At 64.1% G+C, this 21,648-nt stretch carries 20 protein-coding genes; 6 read left to right on the top strand and 14 right to left on the bottom strand.

Annotation, left to right across the window (positions count from 1 at the left end):
• Window positions 1-78: 78 nt before the first annotated feature.
• The 4 genes from LC092_RS01665 to hydA (LC092_RS01650) are packed head-to-tail and all read left to right on the top strand — an operon-like array spanning window position 79 to window position 4,215.
• A complete protein-coding gene (locus tag LC092_RS01665; RefSeq protein WP_224804390.1) occupies window positions 79-753 on the top strand; it encodes an amino acid ABC transporter permease in 675 nt (224 codons plus the stop codon).
• The gene (locus LC092_RS01660) at window positions 753-1,490 is read left to right on the top strand and encodes an amino acid ABC transporter ATP-binding protein (protein ID WP_224804388.1); all 738 of its coding nucleotides are present in this window, start codon (window positions 753-755) and stop codon (window positions 1,488-1,490) included. Before LC092_RS01665 ends, LC092_RS01660 begins: the two co-directional genes overlap by 1 nt.
• A 29-nt stretch (window positions 1,491-1,519) precedes the next feature.
• Complete coding sequence (locus tag LC092_RS01655; protein ID WP_224804386.1) at window positions 1,520-2,806, top strand: cysteine desulfurase-like protein; 1,287 nt, start codon at window positions 1,520-1,522, stop codon at window positions 2,804-2,806.
• Window positions 2,803-4,215 carry a dihydropyrimidinase gene (gene hydA, locus LC092_RS01650; protein ID WP_224804384.1) on the top strand — a complete coding sequence of 471 codons (1,413 nt, stop codon included), beginning with the start codon at window positions 2,803-2,805 and terminating at the stop codon, window positions 4,213-4,215. The genes LC092_RS01655 and hydA (LC092_RS01650) overlap by 4 nt, the downstream gene beginning before the upstream one ends.
• A gap of 273 nt (window positions 4,216-4,488) precedes the next feature.
• Here hydA (LC092_RS01650) and LC092_RS01645 read toward each other — a convergent pair whose 3' ends face one another.
• The 13 genes from LC092_RS01645 to LC092_RS01585 form a co-directional block, all read right to left on the bottom strand.
• Window positions 4,489-5,796 (bottom strand): Hint domain-containing protein, encoded by a 1,308-nt coding sequence (locus LC092_RS01645; protein ID WP_224804381.1) that lies wholly within the window; start codon window positions 5,794-5,796, stop codon window positions 4,489-4,491.
• A gap of 483 nt (window positions 5,797-6,279) precedes the next feature.
• Window positions 6,280-7,056, bottom strand: a complete 777-nt coding sequence (locus tag LC092_RS01640) for an SDR family oxidoreductase (protein ID WP_224804379.1) — start codon at window positions 7,054-7,056, stop codon at window positions 6,280-6,282.
• The gene (locus tag LC092_RS01635) at window positions 7,056-7,979 is read right to left on the bottom strand and encodes a dihydrodipicolinate synthase family protein (RefSeq protein ID WP_224804377.1); all 924 of its coding nucleotides are present in this window, start codon (window positions 7,977-7,979) and stop codon (window positions 7,056-7,058) included. Before LC092_RS01635 ends, LC092_RS01640 begins: the two co-directional genes overlap by 1 nt.
• Window positions 7,980-8,001: 22 nt before the next feature.
• Complete coding sequence (locus LC092_RS01630) at window positions 8,002-8,661, bottom strand: aspartate/glutamate racemase family protein (RefSeq protein WP_224804376.1); 660 nt, start codon at window positions 8,659-8,661, stop codon at window positions 8,002-8,004.
• Window positions 8,658-10,106, bottom strand: coding sequence for an amidohydrolase family protein (locus LC092_RS01625; RefSeq protein ID WP_224804375.1), 1,449 nt, complete (start codon window positions 10,104-10,106; stop codon window positions 8,658-8,660). Before LC092_RS01625 ends, LC092_RS01630 begins: the two co-directional genes overlap by 4 nt.
• Window positions 10,099-11,595 carry an ABC transporter substrate-binding protein gene (locus tag LC092_RS01620; RefSeq protein ID WP_224804374.1) on the bottom strand — a complete coding sequence of 499 codons (1,497 nt, stop codon included), beginning with the start codon at window positions 11,593-11,595 and terminating at the stop codon, window positions 10,099-10,101. Before LC092_RS01620 ends, LC092_RS01625 begins: the two co-directional genes overlap by 8 nt.
• Window positions 11,592-12,614, bottom strand: a complete 1,023-nt coding sequence (locus LC092_RS01615; RefSeq protein WP_224804373.1) for an ABC transporter ATP-binding protein — start codon at window positions 12,612-12,614, stop codon at window positions 11,592-11,594. The genes LC092_RS01620 and LC092_RS01615 overlap by 4 nt, the downstream gene beginning before the upstream one ends.
• Entirely contained in the window at window positions 12,611-13,621 is a 1,011-nt protein-coding gene (locus tag LC092_RS01610) for an ABC transporter ATP-binding protein (RefSeq protein WP_224804372.1), read from the bottom strand. The genes LC092_RS01615 and LC092_RS01610 overlap by 4 nt, the downstream gene beginning before the upstream one ends.
• Window positions 13,621-14,496, bottom strand: coding sequence for an ABC transporter permease (locus LC092_RS01605; RefSeq protein WP_224804371.1), 876 nt, complete (start codon window positions 14,494-14,496; stop codon window positions 13,621-13,623). The genes LC092_RS01610 and LC092_RS01605 overlap by 1 nt, the downstream gene beginning before the upstream one ends.
• A 1-nt stretch (window position 14,497) precedes the next feature.
• Window positions 14,498-15,463: an ABC transporter permease gene (locus tag LC092_RS01600; protein WP_224804370.1), complete on the bottom strand. Its 966-nt coding sequence runs from the start codon at window positions 15,461-15,463 to the stop codon at window positions 14,498-14,500.
• A 77-nt stretch (window positions 15,464-15,540) separates the two neighbouring features.
• On the bottom strand, window positions 15,541-17,094 hold the full coding sequence (locus tag LC092_RS01595) for an ABC transporter substrate-binding protein (protein ID WP_224804369.1): 1,554 nt from the start codon (window positions 17,092-17,094) through the stop codon (window positions 15,541-15,543).
• 79 nt (window positions 17,095-17,173) lie between these two features.
• Complete coding sequence (locus LC092_RS01590; RefSeq protein ID WP_224804368.1) at window positions 17,174-17,572, bottom strand: VOC family protein; 399 nt, start codon at window positions 17,570-17,572, stop codon at window positions 17,174-17,176.
• 100 nt (window positions 17,573-17,672) lie between these two features.
• On the bottom strand, window positions 17,673-18,326 hold the full coding sequence (locus LC092_RS01585; protein WP_224804367.1) for a GntR family transcriptional regulator: 654 nt from the start codon (window positions 18,324-18,326) through the stop codon (window positions 17,673-17,675).
• Window positions 18,327-18,472: 146 nt separating this feature from the next.
• Between LC092_RS01585 and hydA (LC092_RS01580) the strand changes: the two genes are divergently transcribed.
• Entirely contained in the window at window positions 18,473-19,894 is a 1,422-nt protein-coding gene (hydA, locus tag LC092_RS01580; RefSeq protein ID WP_224804366.1) for a dihydropyrimidinase, read from the top strand.
• Window positions 19,895-19,931: 37 nt separating this feature from the next.
• Here hydA (LC092_RS01580) and LC092_RS01575 read toward each other — a convergent pair whose 3' ends face one another.
• Window positions 19,932-20,477 (bottom strand): gamma-glutamylcyclotransferase, encoded by a 546-nt coding sequence (locus tag LC092_RS01575; protein WP_224804365.1) that lies wholly within the window; start codon window positions 20,475-20,477, stop codon window positions 19,932-19,934.
• 351 nt (window positions 20,478-20,828) lie between these two features.
• Here LC092_RS01575 and LC092_RS01570 point away from each other — a divergent pair, with 351 nt between their 5' ends.
• Entirely contained in the window at window positions 20,829-21,566 is a 738-nt protein-coding gene (locus LC092_RS01570; RefSeq protein WP_224804364.1) for an ectoine synthase, read from the top strand.
• Window positions 21,567-21,648: the final 82 nt, after the last annotated feature.

The following is a 21,648-nucleotide window of genomic DNA, read 5'->3' as shown; positions in this document are numbered from 1 at the left end:
GCTCTTCGGCAGGGCGCGGGGTGCGGTTTCCATCGCCCCCGCGTCTTTTCTTTCAGGCCCCGCACCTTCGGACGCCCCATGGACCTGCTCGATACCTTCTTCAACGTTCCGATCCTGATCCGCACCTTCCCGATGCTGATGTCGGGCCTGTGGATCACGATCCAGATCGGCGCGACAAGCATCATCGCCGGCCTCGTGCTCGGCCTGTTTCTCTCGCTGATCCGCCTCTATGCCGCCAGGCCGCTCGTCTTCATCGCCCGCATCTACATCGACGTCTTCCGCTCAATCCCGCTCCTGGTGCTGCTGATCGTCGTCTATTACGCGCTGCCCTTCGTCGGCATCCGGCTGTCGCCCTTCCTCTCCGCCGTCGTCGCGCTGACGCTGGTTTCCGGTGCCTATACCGCCGAGATCTTCCGCGCCGGCATCGAGGCAATCCCGTCGGGCCAGTTCGAAGCCTCGCGCGCATTGGGCTTGAGCTATCGCCACATGATGGTCGATGTGGTTCTGCCGCAGGCGGTGAAGATCGTGATCCCGCCGCTCACCAACAACTGCATCAACGTCATGAAGGACACGGCGCTTGCCTCGGTGGTTGCGATGCCGGACCTGCTCAAGCAGGCGACGCAGGCGCAGGCCCTTGCCGCCAACCCCAGTCCGCTGATCGGGGCGGCCCTGATCTATCTGGCGTTCCTCTGGCCGCTGGTGGCGCTGGTATCGCGCTTCGAGCGCCACATGGGACAAAGGGGAGCCCGCTGATGTCGTCCTTCATCGAGATCCGCAATCTCAACAAGCACTACGGCGCCTTCGCAGCCCTCACCGACATCGATCTCGATATCGCCGAAGGCGAGGTGGTCTGCGTCATCGGGCCCTCCGGCTCCGGCAAATCGACGCTGATCCGCTGCATCAACCTGCTGGAGAGCTTTTCGGAAGGAAGCACCATCCTCGTCGACAAGATCCCGGTGGAGCCGGGCAAGCATCTGGCGCAGGTGCGCGCCGAGGTCGGGATGGTGTTCCAGTCCTTCAACCTGTTTCCGCATATGACGGTGCTGCGCAACATCATGCTGGCGCCGCTGCGGGTGCGCCGCCTTTCCGAGGAACAGGCGGAAAAGAAGGCGCGCGAACTGCTCGACCGTGTCGGCATCGGAGAGCAGGCCGAGAAATACCCCGGGCAACTGTCCGGCGGGCAGCAGCAGCGTGTGGCGATTGCCCGGGCGCTGGCGATGGAGCCGCGGGTCTTGCTCTTCGACGAGCCGACCTCGGCGCTCGACCCGGAAATGGTCGGCGAGGTGCTCGACGTCATGCGCGATCTCGCCGGCACCGGCGTGACCATGATCGTGGTGACCCACGAAATGGGCTTTGCCCGGCAGGTCGCCGACCGGGTGATCTTCATGAACGGGGGCAAGATCGTCGAGACCGGCAAGCCGGAAGAGATCTTCGACGCCCCGAAGGAACCGCGGACCCGTGACTTTCTGAGCGCGGTTCTCAATCATTGACCTTGGATACGACAGTTTCGGAGACAGATATGCTCACCAACGCGCCGCTCGACATGGAGTATGTCCGCGCCCAGTTCCCCGGCTTGCAGAGCGGCTGGGTGTTTTTCGACAATGCCGGCGGGTCGCAGATCCTGAAAGGCGCGGTGGAGCGCATCAACACGTTCCTCTACGAGAAAAACGTGCAGATCGGCGGCAGCTACGAGGTCTCGGTCGCCGCCGCCAATGCGCTTAAAGAGGCGCGTGACGCCGCACGCGTGCTCGTCAATGCGCAGCGCTCCGACGAGATCGTCTTCGGCGCCTCCACCACGGTCCTGATGCAAAATCTGGCCGCCGCGATGCGCAGCCAGCTCTCGCCGGGCGACGAGATCGTCATTTGCGTTGCCGATCACGAGAGCAACATCGGCCCCTGGGACCGGCTCAGCGAGTTCGGCATCGTCATCAAGACCTGGCCGATCAACCATGAAACCTTGAAGCTGGAGCTGTCGGACCTCGAACCGCTGATCAGCGACCGCACCCGGCTTGTGTGCGTGCATCACGTCTCCAACATCCTGGGCGAGGTCAATCCGATCCGCGAGATCGCCGATTTCGTCCATGCCCACGGCGCGCGGATCTGCGTCGACGCGGTCGCCTATGCGCCGCATCGCGCCATCGACGTTCAAGCGCTCGATGTCGATTACTACGCCTTTAGCCTCTACAAGACCTACGGTCCGCACACCGCCGTCATGTACGGCAAGCATTCCCATCTGCTCGAGCTCGACACGCTCTATCACTACTTCTACGGCAAGGACAAAGTGCCGGGGAAACTTGAGCCGGGCAATCCGAACTACGAACTGGCGTACTCGATCCTCGGCATCACCGATTATCTGCAGGAGCTTGGAAAACGCGCCGGAGCGGCGGACACATCCCCGCGCGAGCAGGTCGAGGCGGCCTTTTCGGCGATCACCGCGCAGGAAAACACGCTGGTCGAGCGGCTGCTGTCCTGGGCCAACGGCCGCGACGACGTCCATCTCGTCGGCCAGGGCGAAAATACACCCGCATCGACCCGCATTCCGACCATCGCCTTCACCGTGGATGGCTGGACGCCGGAAGCGCTCTGTCGCGAGATGGACCCCAAGGGCATCGCCATCCGCCACGGCGACTTCCACTCCCGCCGGCTGATCGAGGATCTCGGACTGGCCGAGGCCGGCGGCGTCGTGCGCGTCTCCATGGTGCATTACAACACGCTGGAAGAGGTCGACCGCATGACGCGGGAACTGGACGCGGTGCTCGACGCCGCACGCGGCGATACGCGGCAGGCGCGGGCAGGTGGCGCATGAGTTCGGCCGGTTTCGACACGGTCATTCGCGGCGGCACGGTGGTGACCGCCGCCGATGCCGTCACCTGTGACGTTGGCATTCGCGACGGCAGGATCGTCGCCCTCGGCTCGGATCTCGCCAAGGGCGCGCGCGAGATCGACGCACGCGGCCTGCTCGTCATGCCGGGCGGCATCGACAGCCATGTGCACATCGCCCAGCCGTCGGGCGAGGGCATCGTCATGGCGGATGATTTCGAAAGCGCCACCCGCTCCGCGATCCTTGGCGGCAACACCACGGTGATGCCGTTCTGCCTGCAGGAAAAGGGCGTCGGCCTGCGCGAAGCGCTCAACGGCTATCACGCCCTTGCGGAAGGCAACTGCTACACGGACGTCAGCTTCCATCTGATCGTCTCCGATCCGACGCCGACCGTTCTGGGCCAGGAGATGCCGGCGCTCGCGCAGGAAGGCTACACCTCGATCAAGGTCTTCATGACCTACGAGGGCCTGCGCCTGCGCGACGACGAGATCCTGGCAACGCTCGATTCCGCTCGCCGCTCCAAGCAGGTCGTCCTCGTCCACTGCGAGAACGAGGACGCGATCCGCTATCTGATCGGACGGCGCGAGGAGGACGGCGACACCGCGCCCTATCACCACGCGACCAGCCGGCCGATCGCCGCCGAGCGCGAGGCGACCCACCGCGCGCTGTCGCTTGCCGAGATCGTCGACACGCCCATCGTCATCGTCCATGTCTCCAACCGCGAGGCGATGGAGGAGATCGGCCGCGCACGGATGCGCGGGCAGAAAATCGCCGGCGAGACCTGCCCACAATATCTGGTGCTCACCGCCGAGGATCTCGACACGGAGGATTTCGAGGGCGCGAAATACGTCTGCTCGCCACCGCCGCGCGACAAGCCGAGCCAGGACGCCTGCTGGCAGGGCCTGGAGACCGGCGTCTTTGACCTCTTCTCCTCCGATCACTGCCCGTTCCGCTTCGAGGAGAGCGCCGGCAAGAAGACGGAGAAGGGCAGAAAGTCCTTCCGCTGGATCCCGAACGGCATTCCGGGCGTCGGCACCAGGCTGCAGATCCTGTTTTCGCAAGGCGTCGCCACGGGCCGCATCGACGTCAACCGCTTCGTCGAACTGACCGCCACCAACCACGCGAAGCTCTACGGCCTCTATCCGCAAAAGGGCACGATTGCTGTCGGGTCCGACGCCGACATCGCGATTTGGGACCCGACGGCAAAGGGCACGATCCGCAACGCCGACCTCCAGCACGGCGCCGACTACACGCCCTATGAGGGCATGGAGATCACCGGACGCCCGGTCACGGTCCTGCTGCGCGGCGAAGTCGCGGTGGAGAACGGCGAGCTGGTCGCTGAAAAGGGCAGGGGCGCATATTTACCGCGCGGGCAGAGCAGCCTGTTTCGGTGAGGTGAACAGCCCGCGGAAAAAGGAAAAGCCGGAGCGCATGTCGCGCCCCGGCTTAGACTAATGATAAAAGCTTGAGGCGTCCTCATCCCGGCCGAATGCAATGAGAGCCGGGACCGGAGAGGCACTGCCTGTCGGCGTCTCTCAGCCTCAGGAAATCCAGGCTTTTGGCTCTCCGATACCGGGTCGCGCTGACGCTTGCCCGATATGGCGCCAAGAGTGGTCACAATCGTTACGATCAACCTCAGCCTTAGCATGTTTCGCGCCCCGGCGTTTTTAGTGCGCCATGCGGGCTTTCTGCTGCTTGCGCGCCCGCGCGTCCATCGCCCGGCGCTGGCGGCGTGACATCGTCGGCTGGTTCGGGTGGCCGCGCATGGCAAGCGGGATATTGGGGGTTGGCTCTGATCTGCCCGGCGCGCGAACGCCGCCACGACTCGGCGAAAACCCCGGACCAGCTTCCCCGGCAAAAGGCGACGGCATTTGCGGCCCGACCGCTTCCCATTCGTCCGCCTCGTAGATGTCGTTGAGCGTCAACTGGCTGCGCTGCAGGACATAATCCTCGGGGCGGGGAAGATACTTGCCGAAGGTCCAGAAGAACGGCGTTTTCTCGCCCGGGCCCGGCAGGATGACGTGGCCATCGTCGCTGAGCGACGCGCCCATTTTTCGGATTGTTTCCAGCACGCTCATCGTCGCCCCGTCGGCGCGCATGTAGCGCGTGCCGAGACGGATCTCGCCGCTGTCCAGAATGCGCACGCTGTCGGTGCCGGGCACATCCTCGAAGGTGACGGCCTTGACGAAGCGGTCCTCCAGCGATCCGACCAAGCAGTTGGTCGCGGCCCGAACCATCTGGCCGTCGCGGGTCACCAACGCGCCGTCGGAGCGCAGAATGTCGATCATCGGCACGTGTCGACCGGCGAACTTGCCGTCCGCGCAATAAGTGGCATGCCCCGGCGTGACCATCAGCCCGTGAACGTCGAGGATATGCGCGACGCGGTTCTCGAAGGTCCGCTTGACCCGACCCGGCTTGAGGGTCCCGCTCGCGTCATAGGAAACGACCACATCCCCCGCCGCGATTTCCTCGATGGGCTTCTGCGTCCCGTCCCACATGTCGATTGGCGTGCCCGCGAGGAAACAGCGGTTTTCTGTATCGACAGAAATTTTAGCTTCAGCGGATCCGTACAATAGTCCTAATTTCAATTTGGCATCTATGCTATCTCTAACGGTCCAAGAATTGGTATTCAGTGGGTCGGAAAAATTAATCCCTGTAATTTCCCTGCCGCCGACTATCTCTGCTTTGCCATAGGCTCCTATCTGACCAGCCTTAGCACCAAGGATAGCTCCGAAACCATAGTTACCGCCAAGCGTGCCGGACCAAAAGCCTGCCTTAAAATTTGCGATTCCACCAAAGCCAGACGCTGATACTGTAATATCGTAAGTATTTGGGTCAAACTTAACAGCTGCGCCCACAATTCCTATTCCCAGCGCAAAATCGAGGGAAGCTTCCATTTTACCCGAAATCTCGACCCTTTCATGAGGTGAAAAACTTCCGCTATAAGAAGCGCCTATCCCACCCTTAGAGCCCATCGGAAGACCTCCAGACTATTTATGTTATCTAATAGATATATTGTAGATATGGTTAGTATAAGAGAGTATAACAAAATAAGAGTAAAAAAGGCGTATTTTTCACTGACATGATGACTATTAATATAAGTCTCCATTCCGTACATTTTTTTCGGAAATTTTCTTATTTTTTTGTATGTTATTATTTCTCTTGATCCATCATATATTATGACCTTTGAAAAAAATAAAAACCCAAAGAGTTGAAAAGCAAAAAACAAATTATCAATAAAATCTGTCATCAACTGCCCTGCGATATGGAATTGTAACTACTACTCACGGATGTTAACGTTGTTATTATGAATGCAACTCTATGGCGAGTAAATAAAAAAATACTCTTTTGTCAGATAAATTTTAGGGGTGTAGGTGCGAGTCCTCTCTCAGTTTATAAGCCGGAGCACCTGCCGCGCTCCGGCTTTTGTCGTTCACCGCTTCTGAGACCAACCCGCCTCAGATGCCCTTGATCGCGCCGCCGTCGATCCGGATGCGGCTGCCGGTGACGTAGCTTGCCCGCGTCGAGGCGAGGAAGGTGACGACGTCGGCGAATTCCTGTGGGCGTCCGTAGCGGCCGGCGGGGATTGCGGCGGCCGAGGCGGTCGCGACCTGTTCCACCGGCTTGCCGGTGCGCTTGGCGGCGGCGGCGTCCAGCTCGTCGACGCGAGCGGTGTGGATGCGGCCCGGCAGCACGACGTTGACCGTCACGCCGTCCTTGGCGACCTCGTTGGAGAGCGTCTTCGACCAGCCGACGACGGCGGCGCGAATGCCGTTGGAGAGCGCTAGGTTCGGGATCGGCTGTTCCACGCCCGAGGAGGTGATGGTGATCACCCGGCCGAAGCCGCGTTCCTGCATCTTCGGCAGAAGGCGGCCGGTGATGTGGAAGAGGTTTGCCGCCATGCCCTCGAACTGGGCGATCCAGTCGCCGCGCTTTGCCGCCTGCGCGGTGCCCGGGGGCGGGCCGCCGATGTTGTTCACCAGCACGTCGACGCCGCCGTCGGCCAGAATGCCGTCGATCGCCTTGTCCACCGCCTCGATGTCGGTGAGGTCGAGCGCGAGCGCCTCGACCTTGCCGGCCGGCAGGTCGGCTGCCCAGTCGCGGATGGTGTCGGCGTTGCGGGCAGCAGCGATCACATGCGCACCCTCGGCCGCCAGCGTTTCGGCGATGGCGCGGCCGAGGCCACGGCTTGCGCCCAGAACGAGCGCCTTCTTGTTGGCAAGACCCAGATCCATCAGTTCAGCTCCTTCAAACGGGTTTCCTGGCGCGCGATCAGGCGGTCGACTTGGCCCCGTGTCGTCGCGTCCAGCGCGTTGCCCGGCTTGCGCAGGGCGGGGGAAGCGATGATCCCGCGCTTGGCGAGGGTGTATTTGCGAATGGCAAGGCCGAGGCCCGGCTGCTGCTCGAAACGGGCGAGCGGCAGATAGGCGTCGAACAGGTCGCGGGCCCGCTCCATGTCGCCCTTGGCGTGATGCTCGACGACGGTCGCCATCATCTCCGGATAGGCGAAACCGGTCATCGCGCCGTCGGCGCCGCGTTCCATCTCCTCCGGCAGGAACATGCCGCCGTTGCCGCAGAGGATGGAAATGCGCCGGTCGAGGGTGCCTTCCTTGCGCAATGCGGTGATCTTGGCAAGCCCCGGCCAGTCTTCATGCTTCAGGCAGACGCAGGTGGGAAGCGTGTTGACGATCCGCGCGATGGTCGAGACCGACATCTGCACGCCTGTGGCGAGCGGGAAGTCTTGCAGAACGAAAGGTACGTCGCCGATAAGCTCCGCAACTTGCGTGTAATAGCCGACGATCTGGTCGTCGGTGCGCAAGCTCCCCGGAGGGGCAATCATCACGCCGGCGGCGCCGTCGCCCATCACCATCTTCGTCAGCGCGTCGATCTGGGCAAAGCCGGGCGCCGAGACACCTGCGACGACGGGAACGCGTCGGTCCACCCGCTTGAGGATGCGGCCGACGACCTTGCGCGATTCCTCCACCGTCAGCTTGGGTGCCTCGCCCATCATGCCAAGCACCGTCAGGCCGGTCGCGCCGGCCTCCAGATAGAAGTCGACCAGCCTGTCGCAGCCTTCCAGATCGAGCGCGCCCGTGTCGGTAAACGGTGTGATGGCAATGACATAGACGCCGCGTGCGTCTTCGCTCAGTCTCATCATCTTGGTCTTTTCCTTTTCAAGTTCAATCGCAGCGGGCGAGCGCGATGCGGCCGAGCGCCATCGCGGTTGCCGCCTGGCACGGGTCGATCACCGGAATGCCGAGGGTTTGCTGAAGGTCCCGTCGATAGCCGGCCATGCCGGCGCAGCCGAGGATGAGAACGTCGGCGCCGTCGGAGTCGCGAAGCTGGGCGCCGACTTCCTCAAGCCGGCTACGGGTGCGGGTCTCGTCGGAGAGTTCGGCCACGCCGAGGTCGATCGGACGGTCGGCGGCCAGCCGGTCGAGAATGCCCATGGCGCCGAGCGTCTTGATGTGGCGTGCGACCGAGCCGCGCTTGATCGAGACGATGCCGAAGCGCTGCCCCATCGTCAGCGCGGTGAGATAGGCGCTCTCGCCGATGCCGAGCACCGGACGGGTGCTTTGCTCGCGCAGCGCCGCAAGGCCGGGATCGGAGAAACAGGCGATCACGAAGGCGCTGGCCTCATCTTCGAGCGCGCGCGCCTGGGCAAGCAGCGGCAGCACGACGCCGTCGACATGCGCCTGCGTCTCGATCCCCGGCGGTCCCTCGGGCAGAAGGTGGCAGCGAATGTCGACGCCCGCGCCCGCGCGCATCGGGTCGATGGCTGCATCGATCCCGTCGGTGACGACGCGCGAGGAGTTCGGGTTGAGGATATGCAGGGTCATGACCGGGGCTCCGTCTTGCGCGCGCGCGGCTCTTTCCAGAAGCCGGGCTGCATCTTCAGGTCCGCCGCCGCGCCGATACGTTCGATCATGGCGTCGGTCTCGCGCGCGGCCTCGGCCAGGATTTCTGCGCCGGACACCCGCGTCGGCTTGCGATCCTTCAGACAGATCTCGCCGCCGACGATCACCGTATCGACGTCGTTGCCATTCGCGAAGTTCACGACGCGATGCGCGGCCATGTTGTCGGGCGCCAGATGCGGGCGCTGCATGTCGACGAGGATCATGTCGGCGCGCTTGCCAACCTCGAGCGAGCCGATTTCCGCGTCGAGGCCGAGCGCCTTCGCGGCGTCAATGGTCGCCATTTCCACCACCTTGCCCGGCGGCAGCACGCTCGGGTCGCGGAAGTGCCGGCGATGGTAGTGCATGGCCTGCTGCATGTGGCGGAACATGTCGGCGGAGCGGTCCGGCGCGGTCGCGTCGGAGCCGAGGCCGACGGTCACGCCGGCTTCCATCAGCTCGATGGCCGGGCACCGGCCGAGGATCGAGGCGACGGCAGAAGGGTTGTGCGCGATGCGGGTGTCCGTTTCGGCGCAGATCGCGACTTCTTCCTCGGTGATGTCGATGGCGTGCGACAGCAGCGCATCCGGACCGAGCAGGCCGAGCGCCTTCGCGCGCAGAATGGAACCCTTCCAGTGGCCGTCCTGGGTGAAGACCACCTTCGCATCGCGCGACAGCGCGCGCGTCGCCTGCGCCTGGCGGATCGCCTCCTCGTAGTCCGCACGCGGCATGTCGCTTTCATGCTCGTTGCGCAGCACGGGGTAGAGCAGGGCGATCATCACCCGGTTGTCGCCCGCGCCGTGCCAGTCCTTCAGCAACCGTTCGCAGGTCTGGAGCTGGGTTTCGAAGGAGACCGGCTTCGGGTCCGCGCCGCCATTGGCATAGGTGCGCGGATGCGGGGCGCGGGTCGGGCCGACGGCAACCACGGAGCGCGTGCCGACCTCGAGCACGCCGCGCGCATGGGCCGCGCCATAGACCGGATCGTCGGTGCGCATGATGGTGTCGCCGCCGCCGAGCAGCGAGACGCCGGTGGTGACGCCGAAGGTCAGCCGCTCCAGTGCGGCAAGTCGGGCTTCCGCATGCCAGAACTCGGGCGTCGAGCCGGTGGTATAGACTTCGCCGCAGATCTCTTCCCAGCGGTTGCCGATGTCCATGCCCATCGTCTTGACCAGGCCGTGGCCGGCATGGGCATGAACGTCGATCAGCCCGGGCATGACGACCTTGCCGGTGGCGTCGAGCGTCTCGGCGTTCGGATAGCGCTCCGCGACCTCCGCCGCCGGACCGACGGCGACGATGCGCCCGTCCGAGATGGCGACGGCGCCGTTTTCGATGATGCGGCGGTCGGCGTCGACGGCAATGACCGTTCCGCCGGTGACGATGAGATCAGCCATTGGCGGTCTCCCTATCGGACGTGAAGTCGGGCAGGTCGGCGACGTCGATCACGCCGTGCTCGCGCATGCGAAAACCGGGATGATCGCCGCGAAGACCCACCGCGCGATGCGGATTGTAGAGCGTCAGCCACGCCGGATCGCCCTGCAATTCGGCATAGGCCCTGCGGTAGAGCGCGGCGCGGGCTTGCGTGTCCGTCGTGACGCGTCCCTGGTCGATCAGTGCTTCGATGGCCTCGTTGCGATAGCCCTGCCACCAGGCGCCGGCCGTGCGGGAGTCGATCTTCTCGTAGAGCACGCGGAAGGTCGACATCGGGCTGGAATCGAACACGCAGAGATCGCCGATTTCCTTGCGGCGGACCATATGCGCATAAGCCTCGCGGTCCTTGTGGATCCGCACGTCGAAGCGAACGCCGATGGCGAAAAGCTGCGCGCCGAGATCATTGGTGAGCTTTTGCGCCTCGTCCGGCAGGCGCGTCGGGCAGTCGAGCGTCAGCGTCAGCCCGTCGGCATATCCGGCTTCGGCAAGGAGCGCGCGTGCCGCCGCGACATCGGGACCGGGAACGGGTTCGCTTCCGGCACCGAAATGGCGCGGGCTGACGAAGCCGTGCAGCGGATCGGCGGCGCCGTCGAGCACCGTGTCGATCAGCGCCTCTCGGTCGACGGCAAGCGACAGCGCGCGTCGCACGCGACCGTCCTGTAGCGGACCCTTGGCGGAGTTGAGCAGATAGATGATCGCGACCGGCGCCGTGAAACGCACCAGCGTCGCGCCCTCGATGTCGCCGATATGCGGGTCGAGCGAGTTGGCGACCTGGACGCGTCCGTCGGCGAGCATGCGGGCCCGTTCCGCCGCATCCGTTTCAAGCACGAAGATGAGCGTCTCGTTCTTCGCGCCTGGCGCGAAATGGTCCGGATTGCGGGTTGCGACAACACGGTCCTTGCCGGCGCTCTGGACGCGATAGGGGCCGGTTCCGCAAATTGCGGTCGTGTCCCCGGCGTCGGGCCGGTCGAAGACGGACGGCGCGACGATGAAGCCCTGGACGAGCACGTCCAGGAGATCCGCCATCGGCGCCGTCAGGCGGACGGTGAGCGTCTGGCCGTCCGCCTCGAGTTCCGCGCCGCCGAGATACTGCCGCCATACGGCAGGCGATCCCAGCGTATAGCCCTTGTCCTCGCGCGCCATGCGTTCGAGCGACTGTGCAACCGCGGCCGCGTCGCAGGGCGTGCCGTCATGAAAGGCGACGCCGGGGCGGATCGTGAAGGTCCAGGAGCGGGCATCCTCGCTCACCGTCCAGCTCTCGGCGAGCTGGGCGTGATAGGCACCGTCGCGACGCTTCACCAGCGTGTCGTAGAACGTCTGGTAGAGCGTCAGTTCGTCATTGGCGTCGGTGCAATCGTGCGGGTCGCCGAGCGGCAGGCGGGGCAGGGCGATGGTCACGGGGGCGGCGTGAGACAGCGTCATTGCCAAGGGGGCGGTGTGGTTCGGCATCATGAGATGTCGCGCTCCGGCTCGTCGGTGAGATGGCAGGCGACCTGTTGTCCGTCGCCCATGTCCTTGAGGGTGGGGCGTTCCACCTTGCAGCGCTCGAAGGCGAGCGGGCAGCGGGTGCGGAAGCAGCAGCCGCTCGGCAGGTCCAGCGCGGAGGGAACCTCGCCAGTCAGCTCGATTTCCTCGCGCGGGCGCGTCTTCTCGATGGAAGGTGCCGCCGACAGCAGCGCGCGCGTATAGGGGTGGCGCGGCGCGGAAAAGAGTTTTTCGCGCGGCCCCGTCTCGACCAGGAAGCCGAGATACATCACGCCGATCCGGTCGGCGATGTGATGCACCACCGAAAGGTCGTGGCTGATGAACAGATAGGCGAGGCCGAACTCGTCGCGCAGGTCCATCATCAGGTTGAGGATCTGCGCCTGGATCGACACGTCGAGCGCGGAGACCGGCTCGTCGGCGATGATCAGGCCCGGATTGACCGACAGCGCCCGGGCGATGCCGATGCGCTGGCGCTGGCCGCCGGAGAACTGGTGCGGATAGCGTCCGGCGTGTTCGGTGTTGAGGCCGACGCGGGCCAGAAGGTCCAGCGTCTTCTGGGCGACGTCCTTGCGCGCGGCCCGTCCTTGCGTCTGTTCCAGCAGCGGCTCGGCGACGATGTCGCGGACCTTCTGGCGCGGGTTCAGCGATGCGAAGGGATCCTGGAAGATCATCTGCATCTTGGAGCGCACGGGAAGCATCTCGCGCACGCCGTAGGAGGAAATGTCCTCGCCCTCGATGCGGATCGCGCCCCGGGAGGGGCGGTAAATGCGGGCGATGGTCTTGGCGACCGTCGACTTGCCGCATCCGCTTTCCCCGACGAGCGCGACGACTTCGCCGCGATTGACGGTGAGCGAAACGCCGTTGACCGCCTTCACCCGCGTGTCGGGGAACCGCAGTCGGCCGTCGGTGAACTTCATGCGGTCCAGGAGCGAACCGCCGATGCGGAATTCCTGGTGCAGGTTCTCGACCTGAAGCATGGCCGTCATTGGGTTTCCCCTTCCTTCAACGGGAAATGGCAGGCATGGGCGCGTGCTCCGGTCGCAACCAGCGGCGGCTCGCTTTCGCGGCACACCGCGCCGACGCGCGGACAGCGGTCCTGGAAGTTGCAGCCCTTCGGCAGCTTGCGGATATCCGGCACGGCGCCGGGGATCTGCTTGAGCCGGGCCGTGCGATGGGCCGGGTTCGGGATGCTGTCGATCAGGCCCCTTGTGTAGGGATGCGACGGACGGCGGATGACGTCATCCGTCGGGCCGCGTTCCACCACCTTGCCGCAGTAGAGAACGGTGATGTGGTCGGCCATCTCCGAGACCACCGCCAGATCGTGCGTCACCAGGATCATGGAGGCGCCGTTGTCGCGGATCTGGCGACGCATCAGTTTCAGGATCTGCGCCTGGATGGTGACATCGAGCGCGGTCGTCGGCTCGTCGGCGATGACGAGTTTGGGCTGCGCCAGCATCGCGATGGCAATGACCACGCGCTGGCGCATGCCGCCGGAAAACTGATGCGGATAGGCCTTCAGCCGGTCGGCGGCCCGCGAGATGCCGACGTCCTCGAGCACCTCGACGCAGCGCGCATGACGCTGGCTTGCATCCATATCGGTGTGAAGACGCAGCATCTCGTCCATCTGCTCGCCGACGGTGTGCAGCGGGTTAAGCGAGGTCATCGGGTCCTGGAACACCATGGCGATGTCGCGGCCGCGAATGTCGCGCAGCCGTGCGTCGCCGGCGTCCTTCAGGTTCTCGCCGTTGAACTCGATCACGCCGCTCTCGATCTTGCCCGGAGGGTCGATCAGCCCGAGGATCGAGAAACCGACCACGGACTTGCCGCCGCCGCTTTCGCCGACAAGGCCCATGATCTCGCCCCGCTTGACGGAGAAACTCACGCCGTCGACCGCCTTCACCGTTCCGGAGAAGGTGTGGAACCAGGTGCGCAAATCCTCCACGCGCAGCAGCGTTTCCGATGCTGTGGCGTCTGCCGTCTTTGCTTCGGCCATTATTTCAACCTCGGATTCAGTTCGTCACGCAGGAAGTCGCCGAACAGGTTGATCCCGAACACCAGCGCCATGATGAAGAGGCCCGGAAAGACGGAGGTCCACCACAGCCCGGAGAACAGCACGTCGAAGCCGTTCTTGATCAGCAGTCCCAGCGAGGGCTGGGTGATCGGCACGCCGACGCCGAGGAACGACAGGCTCGCCTCGATCAGGATGAAGGTGCCGACCTGAACGGTGGCGACGACGATCAGCGGCGTCATGACATTCGGCAGGACGTGCCGGCGGATGATCTTGGCGTCGCGCAGTCCCGCGACACGGGCCGCCTGCACGTATTCCTTCTGCACCTCGGAGAGCGTCGAGCCGCGCACCGTACGGGCATAGACCACCCAGCCGACGGCGGTCAGCGCGATCAGGACCTTGTCGATGCCGGTTCCGAAGGCGGACATCAGGAACAGCGCGATCAGCATGGACGGGAAGGAGAGCTGGATGTCGGCGATGCGCATGATCGCCGCGTCCAGCCGTCCGCCGTAAAAGCCGGCGAGCAGGCCCGCCGTCGTTCCGATGATGCAGGACATCAGCATTGCGGTGACCCCGATCATCACCGACACGCGGGTGCCGTAGAGGATGCCGGCCAGCACACCGCGGCCCTGGCCGTCGGTGCCGAGCAGAAAGCGCGGGTCGCCGCCCTCCAGCCACACCGGCGGCTTGTAGCTGTCCAGCAGGTTGAGCTGACCGACGTCATAGGGATCCTGCGCCACGAACAGCGGGCCGGCCACTACGATCACCGCGAAGATGATCAGAATGATGCTTCCGGCGATGGCCGAGGCGTTGCGCTTGTAATTGTGGAAGAATTCGGAAGAGAGAAAGGTCGCGCTCATGTCATTTCACCGTAATGCGCGGGTCGATCCAGGTGTAGACCATGTCGACGATGAAGTTGATCACGACGAAGATGAAGGCGACCAGCATCAGGTAGACGACGATCACCGGGCGGTCGGCGCGATAGATGGAATCGATCAGGAGCTTGCCGAGGCCGGGCCAGGCGAAGATGGTTTCCGTGATCGTCGCGAAGGCGATGAGATCGCCGAGCTGGAGGCCGAAGATCGTGACCACAGGGATCAGCGCGTTGCGCAAGCCGTGCCCGTAGAGCACGCCGCGGCGCGACACGCCCTTGGCGCGGGCGAACTTCATGTAGTCCTGGCGCATGACCTCCATCATGCCGGCGCGGGTGATGCGCAGGATGATCGCCATGGTCGCGAGCGAGAGCGTCAGCGACGGCAGAATGATGTGATACCAGCCGTCCAGCGTCAGGACCGACAGCTTCAGCCCCATGAACTCGACCGTGTCGCCCCGCCCGGAGGAGGGGAAGATCTGCCATTGCACCGCGAGCAGGAAGATCAGCATCATGCCGACCCAGAAGCTGGGCAGCGAGATGCCGAGCAGCGATCCCGACATGATGGCGCGGCTGGCCGTGCGGTTGGGGTTGGCGCCGGCGTAGACGCCGAGCGGGATGGCCACCAGTGCTGCGAAGATCATCGCCACGACGACGATCTCCATGGTTGCCGGAAGCCGTTCCAGGATCAGGTCCATCGCCGGCTGGCGATAGACGTAGGACCGTCCGAAATCGCCTTGGAGCATTCCGTTCATGAAGACGAGATATTGCTCGAACAGGGAGCGGTCGAGGCCGAGGATCCGGCGTGCCTGGTCGATTTCCGCCTGGGTGGAATCGATCGGGATGACCATGAAGACCGGGTCGCCGGTGAAGCTCATCATCAAGAAGACGATGACCGAAACGATCCACAGGACGAAGATCATCTGCAAGAGACGTTTGATCGTGTAACCGAGCACGCGCGCAATCCCTGGTTGGCTGTCTCAGGTAAGAAAACCGGCGGCGCTGGCGCGCCGCCGGTTCGTTTGACGAGGGATCAGCCCTCGATATCCATGTCGTAGGCCCAGAGGAACTTGTCCGTGCGCGGCGTGAAGTCGACCGCCGTGCTCGCCCCGTAGATGTCCTGCTCGTAGTGAACCGGGATCATCGGGATGTCCTTCAGCAGGATCTTGGTGACCTCCTGAAGATGGGCGTCGCGCTCCGCCACCCGCGGGGTGCTGTCGGCCTTGTCGATCAGCGCGTCAACTTCCGGGTTGGAGTAGGAGCCGCGGTTGACCTGGCCGTAGCCTTCCTTCTTGCCGCGCGAGTAGAACATCACGCCGTACATCGAGCCGGCATCGCCGGAGGGCACGTCCCAGCCGGACATGATGAAGCTCGACTGTTCGGACGGCACGCGGATGTAGCCGAAGAAGTTCGACTTGGGCATCAGGTTGAGCTTCAGCTCGATGTTGATCTTGGCCAGCATCGAGGCGAGCGCCTGGGCGATCTGCGCGTCGTTGACATAGCGGTTGTTGGTGGCGTCCAGCGTCATCGTGAAGCCGTCCGCAAAGCCGGCTTCCGCCATCAGTTCCTTCGCCTTTTCCACGTCGAAGGGATAGAGCTCGCGGAAGTTCTCGCCGTCGGCATGGCCGACATGGCTTTCCGGAACATATTGCGCGGAGGGCGTCGACAGGCCGTTCATGATGATCTTGGAGATCGTGTCGACGTCGATCGCCCGCGCGATGGCCTCGCGCACGCGGCGGTCGGTCATCGGGTTGTCGCCCTCGATCGTCGGGCTCTTCTCGCGCATGTCGAGGGCCAGCACCAGGTTCAGCAGGCTCGGCCGGGTGACCACCTCATAGCCTTCCGCGCGCTTCACCCGGTCGACGTCGCGCACCGCGAGATCCTGGACGATGTCGACTTCGCCGGTCAAAAGCGCCGCGGTGCGGGTCGCCGGATTGGTGATCGGACGGAAGGTCACGTTCTCGATCTCGGCTTCGCCCATGTAGTAGTCGTCGAAGGCCTCGAGCGCGATGCGGTCTTCCTTGACCCATTCCACCAGCTTGTAGGGGCCGGTGCCCATCGGCTGGCGGTCGAGATCGTCGCCGACCTTCTTCACGTGATCCTCCGAGAGGATCAGGATCGCGGCGAGATCGTTCGGCAGCGCCGCATAGGGGCGGAAGGTCTTGATCTCGACGGTGCGGTCGTCGATGGCCTGGAAGCTCTCGATGTTCGCGGCGAGGTTCGCCATCAGCGAGCCCTTCAGCCGGTCGAGCGTGAAGATCACGTCGGAGGCCTTGAGCGTGTCGCCGTCATGGAAGGTCACGCCCTCGCGCAGGGTGAAAACCCAGGTGACGTCGTCGGTGAGCTCCCAGCTCTCGGCGAGACCCGGGCCGAACTGAAGCTCGGCGTCGCGGCGCACCAGCGGATCGTAGAGGTGGTAGTACATGATGTTGGAGCTGAGCTCCTCGCCCGCCTGCGGGTCCATGTGGACCGCGTCGGAGGTCAGGCCAACGGTCAGGGACTTGTCGGCGGCGATCGCGCCCGTGGCGGTCATGGCCACGACGGCGACGGAGGCTAGAAGGCGCTTGAAATCGGTATGCAGTGTCATCGGGGAACTCCCAACTGGTGGTGATGCGGGGCGGTGGTCCGCCCTCGTTTGCTCATTGTTTGACGAAAACGACGATCGATCAGGCGAGCGGGGTCTGGATCTCGATCTGGTAGCCTTCCGGATCGTCGAACATGAAGGCGCGGATCTTGAGCGAGGGGCTGTCCTTGGCCTCGGTCAGATTGGCGACGCCGCAGCTTTTCACCCAGGCGTGCCAGGCATCGACGTCATCGACGCGCAGGCAGAGCTGGACGGGCTTGGTGTCGGCCGCGCGATGGGCGCCGCGGGTCTCGTCGACCAGCCCGACGTGGCCGGTGCCGGCGATCTTGTAGATCTTCGACCAGCCCTGATCGATGGCCAGCGTCAGGCCGAGAACCTTCTCGTAGAAGGCCTGCGCCTTGGGGACGTCGCGGTAATAGAGAAAGGTGATGGTGAGCTGCGCTTCGCCTTCCGGGCGTTGGATGGCGGGTGTGTCTGTCATGGGCGCTCTTCCTTGGATGAGTTAGAATGCTGATGGTATACCGTATGAATGCAGTGTCAATGGGCGTGCGCCGACTCAGCCGTCGAGAACCCGCGAACGGTCAGTAGAGGCGGTGGATGTGGGTGAGAATCGCTTCGCGCACGTTGTCGAGATGCCGCCGCATGGCTTCGCCCGCGCGGTCCGCATCGCGGGCGAGAATCGCATCCAGGATCTCCAGATGCTCGTGAAGACCCGGCTCGAACCGGTCGGGAATGAAGCCCTTGTCGAAGATCCGGGTCTTCAGCTTCAGGCTTTGAACGAGCTCGGTCAGCAGCTTCGAGCCGGCGATTCGGGCAATCGTGGTGTGCAGTTCCTCGTCGAGGTCTGCGTGTTCTCCGGGGCCGGGGCGCGCGCCCTCGAGCGCCGCCCTGGTGCGGGCGCGCAGCTCCAGGAGCGGCTCGACGGGGGAGTTCACGCTGGCGGCCTGACGCGCGGCCTCGCATTCCAGAAGACGTCGAACATGAAGGATTTCAATGATTTCCGAGATGGAGATCTGGTTCACAACCGGCACGCCGCCTTGCGAGCGGGTAACAAGCCCCTCCGAGACCAGGCGGGCGATGGCCTCGCGCACCGGCGTGCGCGACACGCCGAGGCGGTCGGCGAAGGGCTTTTCCTGCAGGCGGGTGCCGGCGGGCAGTTCGCCGCTGACGATCATCTGGCGCAGCCGGTCGTGAGTCGATTCGGCCAGCGTTTGTCCGATTTCGGTGCTGCTCATTCTGTCTGCTCCGCCAGGGGTCCGCCGGACCCTCGTCCCGGACACGTTTCCCAACCATTGCTCACTGCCTATGCTATCGGCAATCGAGCCCGTTGTCAGTTCCGGTATACAGCGTGTATATCCATTGGGCAACGAAAGGAGGCGTCATGATCGAAACTGCCTATGATACGGTGATCCGGAACGGGACCGTTGTAACGGCCGGGGGCCGCTTCGAGGCCGATGTGGCCGTCAGCGAGGGACGGGTCGCAGCCCTCGGTCGCGGACTGGCGCGCGGGCGCAGCGAAATCGACGCGAGCGGTCGTCTGGTCATGCCGGGCGGTGTGGACACCCATTGTCACATCGAGCAATTGTCCGGCGCGGGCGTGATGAATGCCGATACGTTCGAGACCGCGACCCGCTCGGCCGCCTTCGGCGGAACGACCACCACGGTCTCCTTCGCCGCCCAGCACCCCGGCATGCGCATTTCCAGGGTGATGGCCGATTATGCGGCGCTTGCCGAGCGCGGCGCGCTGATCGATCACGCCTACCACATGATCGTTGCCGATACGTCCGGCGAGAATCTCGACGATATCGCCCGCCTCATCGAGGCGGGGCATCGCTCGATCAAGATCTTCACCACCTACGACAAGGTGCGGCTCGACGATCTCTCGATCCTGAACGTTCTGGATGTCGCCCGCGCCCATGGCGCGATGGTCTGTTTCCATGCGGAAAACGACGGGCTGATCCGCTGGGCGACCGCGCGGCTGCTCGGCGACGGCAAGACGGAACCAAAGCATCACGCGGCCTCCCATCCGCGTCTTGCCGAACTGGAGGCGCTGGAACGCGTGTGCCGCTTCGCCGAGGCGACCGGGCAGCCGGTGATGCTGTTTCACGTCTCCACCAAGGAGGGGGTTGCCATCGTGCGCGCGGCGCGGGCGCGCGGTGCACCGGTTCAGGCGGAGACCTGCCCGCATTACCTCTTCATGCGCGAGGACGTGCTGGACCGTCCGGGCCGCGAGGCGGCCGCCTTCATGTGCAGTCCGCCCCAGCGCCAGGCAGAGGATCAGGAGGCGCTCTGGCAGGCTCTGGCGCTCGGCGATCTCCAGCTCGTAACCTCCGATCACGCGCCCTACCGCATGGATGAGAGCGGAAAATTCGCCAATGGCGCGGATGCGCCCTTCAACCGCATTGCCAATGGCATGCCGGGGCTGGAACTGCGGCTTCCCCTGATGTTCGATGCGATGGTCGGCAAGGGCAGGCTTGGCGCGGAGAAATTCGTCGAGCTGACGTCGACAGCGCCGGCCCGCATCTTCGGCCTGACCAACAAGGGGCATCTCGCGCCGGGCGCGGATGCCGATATCGCGATCTGGGACCCGACCGTCCGCAAGGTTTTCGGCGACAACGATCTTCATGACAATGTCGGCTACAACCCGTTTGCCGGACGCGAGATCACCGGCTGGCCGACCACGGTCCTGTCGCGGGGCGAGGTGATTGTCGAAAACGGCGAGATCCTGGCGCGTCCGGGGCGCGGACAGCGTGTCGAGATGCAGAAAAGTCGGGAGATGACGGCGCGCACGCCGGTCGTCTGAGGCGCAGCTTTGCGGTCGCGGCGCGAACGCGGAGGCGTCACATCGTCCCCGCTTCGCGTTGCTGGGATAGCCGCCGCGCCACGTCGGAAAGCCAGGGGTCGGTGATCCCGAGCCGGTGCAGCAGACGGACGGTGTTGAGCATATAGTCGGTGTTTGCCCCGGAGCGTCCCGAGGCATCTGCGACGATACGGGCGGCGGCCGAGGGCGACAGTCCGCCCGCGTAGCGCTCGTGCGCCCTGTCGGCCGTGTAGCAAAGCACCGGAACTTCCGCCCCGCATCCAAGGCGCGCCTGAAGGATCCGCTCGCGGTAGGCCCCGCCCGCCAGTTCGCGGGCGCGCAAATGGGCAATGGTGGGCGCGCGTTCCCCGGCAGGCACCCGAAAGGCGCGCCCGACCACCGAGCCGCCCTTGTCCAGACCGAAGACGAGCCCCGGCTTTTCGCGCGTTCCCCGATGTTCGCAACAATAAACGCACAGGGCGCGCCGGTACCCATGGATCCGCGCCCGGTGAACCTCGGCATGCGCGAAGCCGGGTCGCCACATCAAGGACCCATATCCAAACACCCAGAAATCGGTATCCGGCATTGCGCTTGCCCCGGCATCGCCTTTCCTAAGGCCGCTGTCTTAAAAAACATTACATCTTGGAAGTTGCGGCAGGAAATATCTTGTAAGGGGTTATTTGATTGGAATTAAATATTTGTAGACGTGGGATGTTGGTTCAATAATGCGTTTAAAGTTACCCTAAGTTGTAATTTATATTTAATTCCATCGTTTGAGTACGCTTTCAGGCTGGCTTTTTCTATCGCTGGGCTGCGGCCGTCTTGCGCGAAAGGTCGCAATCCTGTGGCGTCAGGGCCCGTGCCGGCCGGGAGCGCCTGGGTCCGGAAGCGCAGACCATCTGGGGCAAGCAGACCATCGGGGGCAAGGAGGGTCGAGATGATCGTAAGGACATTCAAGGCCGCCGGTGACGCGCCGGTCTTTAGAACAATTGCCTCCAGGGAAATCGTGTCCGGACGGGACAATGTCGGACACAGCCTTTTCGATACGGCGTTTCCGTCCGGAGTGGACGATACCCTTCGCGACGGAGCCTGCGGCCCCTTCGGTGCGCAAGCGCACTTCTGCCTGTCGGGCGAGGGGACGGTCTGTATCGACGGCAGATGCTGGCCGCTCGTCGCGAACACGCTGGTCGCCGCACCGGCGGATGCGCGGGTCCGCGTCGCCGCCGATACCGACATGCGGCTGTGTTCGATCTTCGCCGGCGATCCTCTTGAGGTCACGGCCGGACCGGTCGTGCGAAGCGTCGACGAGATCGAAGGCACCGCGCGCGATGTGTTCTGGGGCAACGGGCAAAGCCGGCGGTTGCTCGTGCGGGCGGACGGCTACGGGTTTGCGCTGTGCCAGACCCTTGGCAATGCGGACACGGATTCCCCGCTGCAGTACCGTCACCATTTCGAGTCCTGCTATTACATCGAGGGCAGCGGCGAATATGTGTGGCGCCAGGGGCGCCATCCAATCGACACCAATGGCGCCGGCGGCACCGTCTTCATCATGAACCGGAACGATGCCCACCGCATGGTGGTTCGCGACCCCTCCATTTGCCTGAGCATCTTCACACCGCCGATCGAGGGCACGGAATCGCACGACTTTACCGGATCGGCGCCGTCTTCCTATTAAGGATACGCAGAGAAAGTTCACGACCGTTGCCGGCGGTGAAGCAAAGATTCCCGGCTTTCATACGAAAATGAACCCAAGGTTG

It is taken from the genome of Stappia stellulata (assembly GCF_020176715.1).
GTDB lineage: Bacteria > Pseudomonadota > Alphaproteobacteria > Rhizobiales > Stappiaceae > Stappia.
Note: the sequence above shows the minus strand (reverse complement) of the source record. Positions and strands in the feature narration are given on the sequence as shown.

Excerpts from the sequence above, each read along its gene's own strand:
- LC092_RS01665 (WP_224804390.1), top strand. The coding sequence starts at position 79 with ATGGACCTGCTCGATACCTTCTTCAACGTTCCGATCCTGATCCGCACC.
- LC092_RS01660 (WP_224804388.1), top strand. The coding sequence starts at position 753 with ATGTCGTCCTTCATCGAGATCCGCAATCTCAACAAGCACTACGGCGCC.
- LC092_RS01655 (WP_224804386.1), top strand. The coding sequence starts at position 1,520 with ATGCTCACCAACGCGCCGCTCGACATGGAGTATGTCCGCGCCCAGTTC.
- hydA (WP_224804384.1), top strand. The coding sequence starts at position 2,803 with ATGAGTTCGGCCGGTTTCGACACGGTCATTCGCGGCGGCACGGTGGTG.
- LC092_RS01645 (WP_224804381.1), bottom strand. The coding sequence starts at position 5,796 with ATGGGCTCTAAGGGTGGGATAGGCGCTTCTTATAGCGGAAGTTTTTCA.
- LC092_RS01640 (WP_224804379.1), bottom strand. The coding sequence starts at position 7,056 with ATGGATCTGGGTCTTGCCAACAAGAAGGCGCTCGTTCTGGGCGCAAGC.
- LC092_RS01635 (WP_224804377.1), bottom strand. The coding sequence starts at position 7,979 with ATGATGAGACTGAGCGAAGACGCACGCGGCGTCTATGTCATTGCCATC.
- LC092_RS01630 (WP_224804376.1), bottom strand. The coding sequence starts at position 8,661 with ATGACCCTGCATATCCTCAACCCGAACTCCTCGCGCGTCGTCACCGAC.
- LC092_RS01625 (WP_224804375.1), bottom strand. The coding sequence starts at position 10,106 with ATGGCTGATCTCATCGTCACCGGCGGAACGGTCATTGCCGTCGACGCC.
- LC092_RS01620 (WP_224804374.1), bottom strand. The coding sequence starts at position 11,595 with ATGATGCCGAACCACACCGCCCCCTTGGCAATGACGCTGTCTCACGCC.
- LC092_RS01615 (WP_224804373.1), bottom strand. The coding sequence starts at position 12,614 with ATGACGGCCATGCTTCAGGTCGAGAACCTGCACCAGGAATTCCGCATC.
- LC092_RS01610 (WP_224804372.1), bottom strand. The coding sequence starts at position 13,621 with ATGGCCGAAGCAAAGACGGCAGACGCCACAGCATCGGAAACGCTGCTG.
- LC092_RS01605 (WP_224804371.1), bottom strand. The coding sequence starts at position 14,496 with ATGAGCGCGACCTTTCTCTCTTCCGAATTCTTCCACAATTACAAGCGC.
- LC092_RS01595 (WP_224804369.1), bottom strand. The coding sequence starts at position 17,094 with ATGACACTGCATACCGATTTCAAGCGCCTTCTAGCCTCCGTCGCCGTC.
- LC092_RS01590 (WP_224804368.1), bottom strand. The coding sequence starts at position 17,572 with ATGACAGACACACCCGCCATCCAACGCCCGGAAGGCGAAGCGCAGCTC.
- LC092_RS01585 (WP_224804367.1), bottom strand. The coding sequence starts at position 18,326 with ATGAGCAGCACCGAAATCGGACAAACGCTGGCCGAATCGACTCACGAC.
- hydA (WP_224804366.1), top strand. The coding sequence starts at position 18,473 with ATGATCGAAACTGCCTATGATACGGTGATCCGGAACGGGACCGTTGTA.
- LC092_RS01575 (WP_224804365.1), bottom strand. The coding sequence starts at position 20,477 with ATGCCGGATACCGATTTCTGGGTGTTTGGATATGGGTCCTTGATGTGG.
- LC092_RS01570 (WP_224804364.1), top strand. The coding sequence starts at position 20,829 with ATGATCGTAAGGACATTCAAGGCCGCCGGTGACGCGCCGGTCTTTAGA.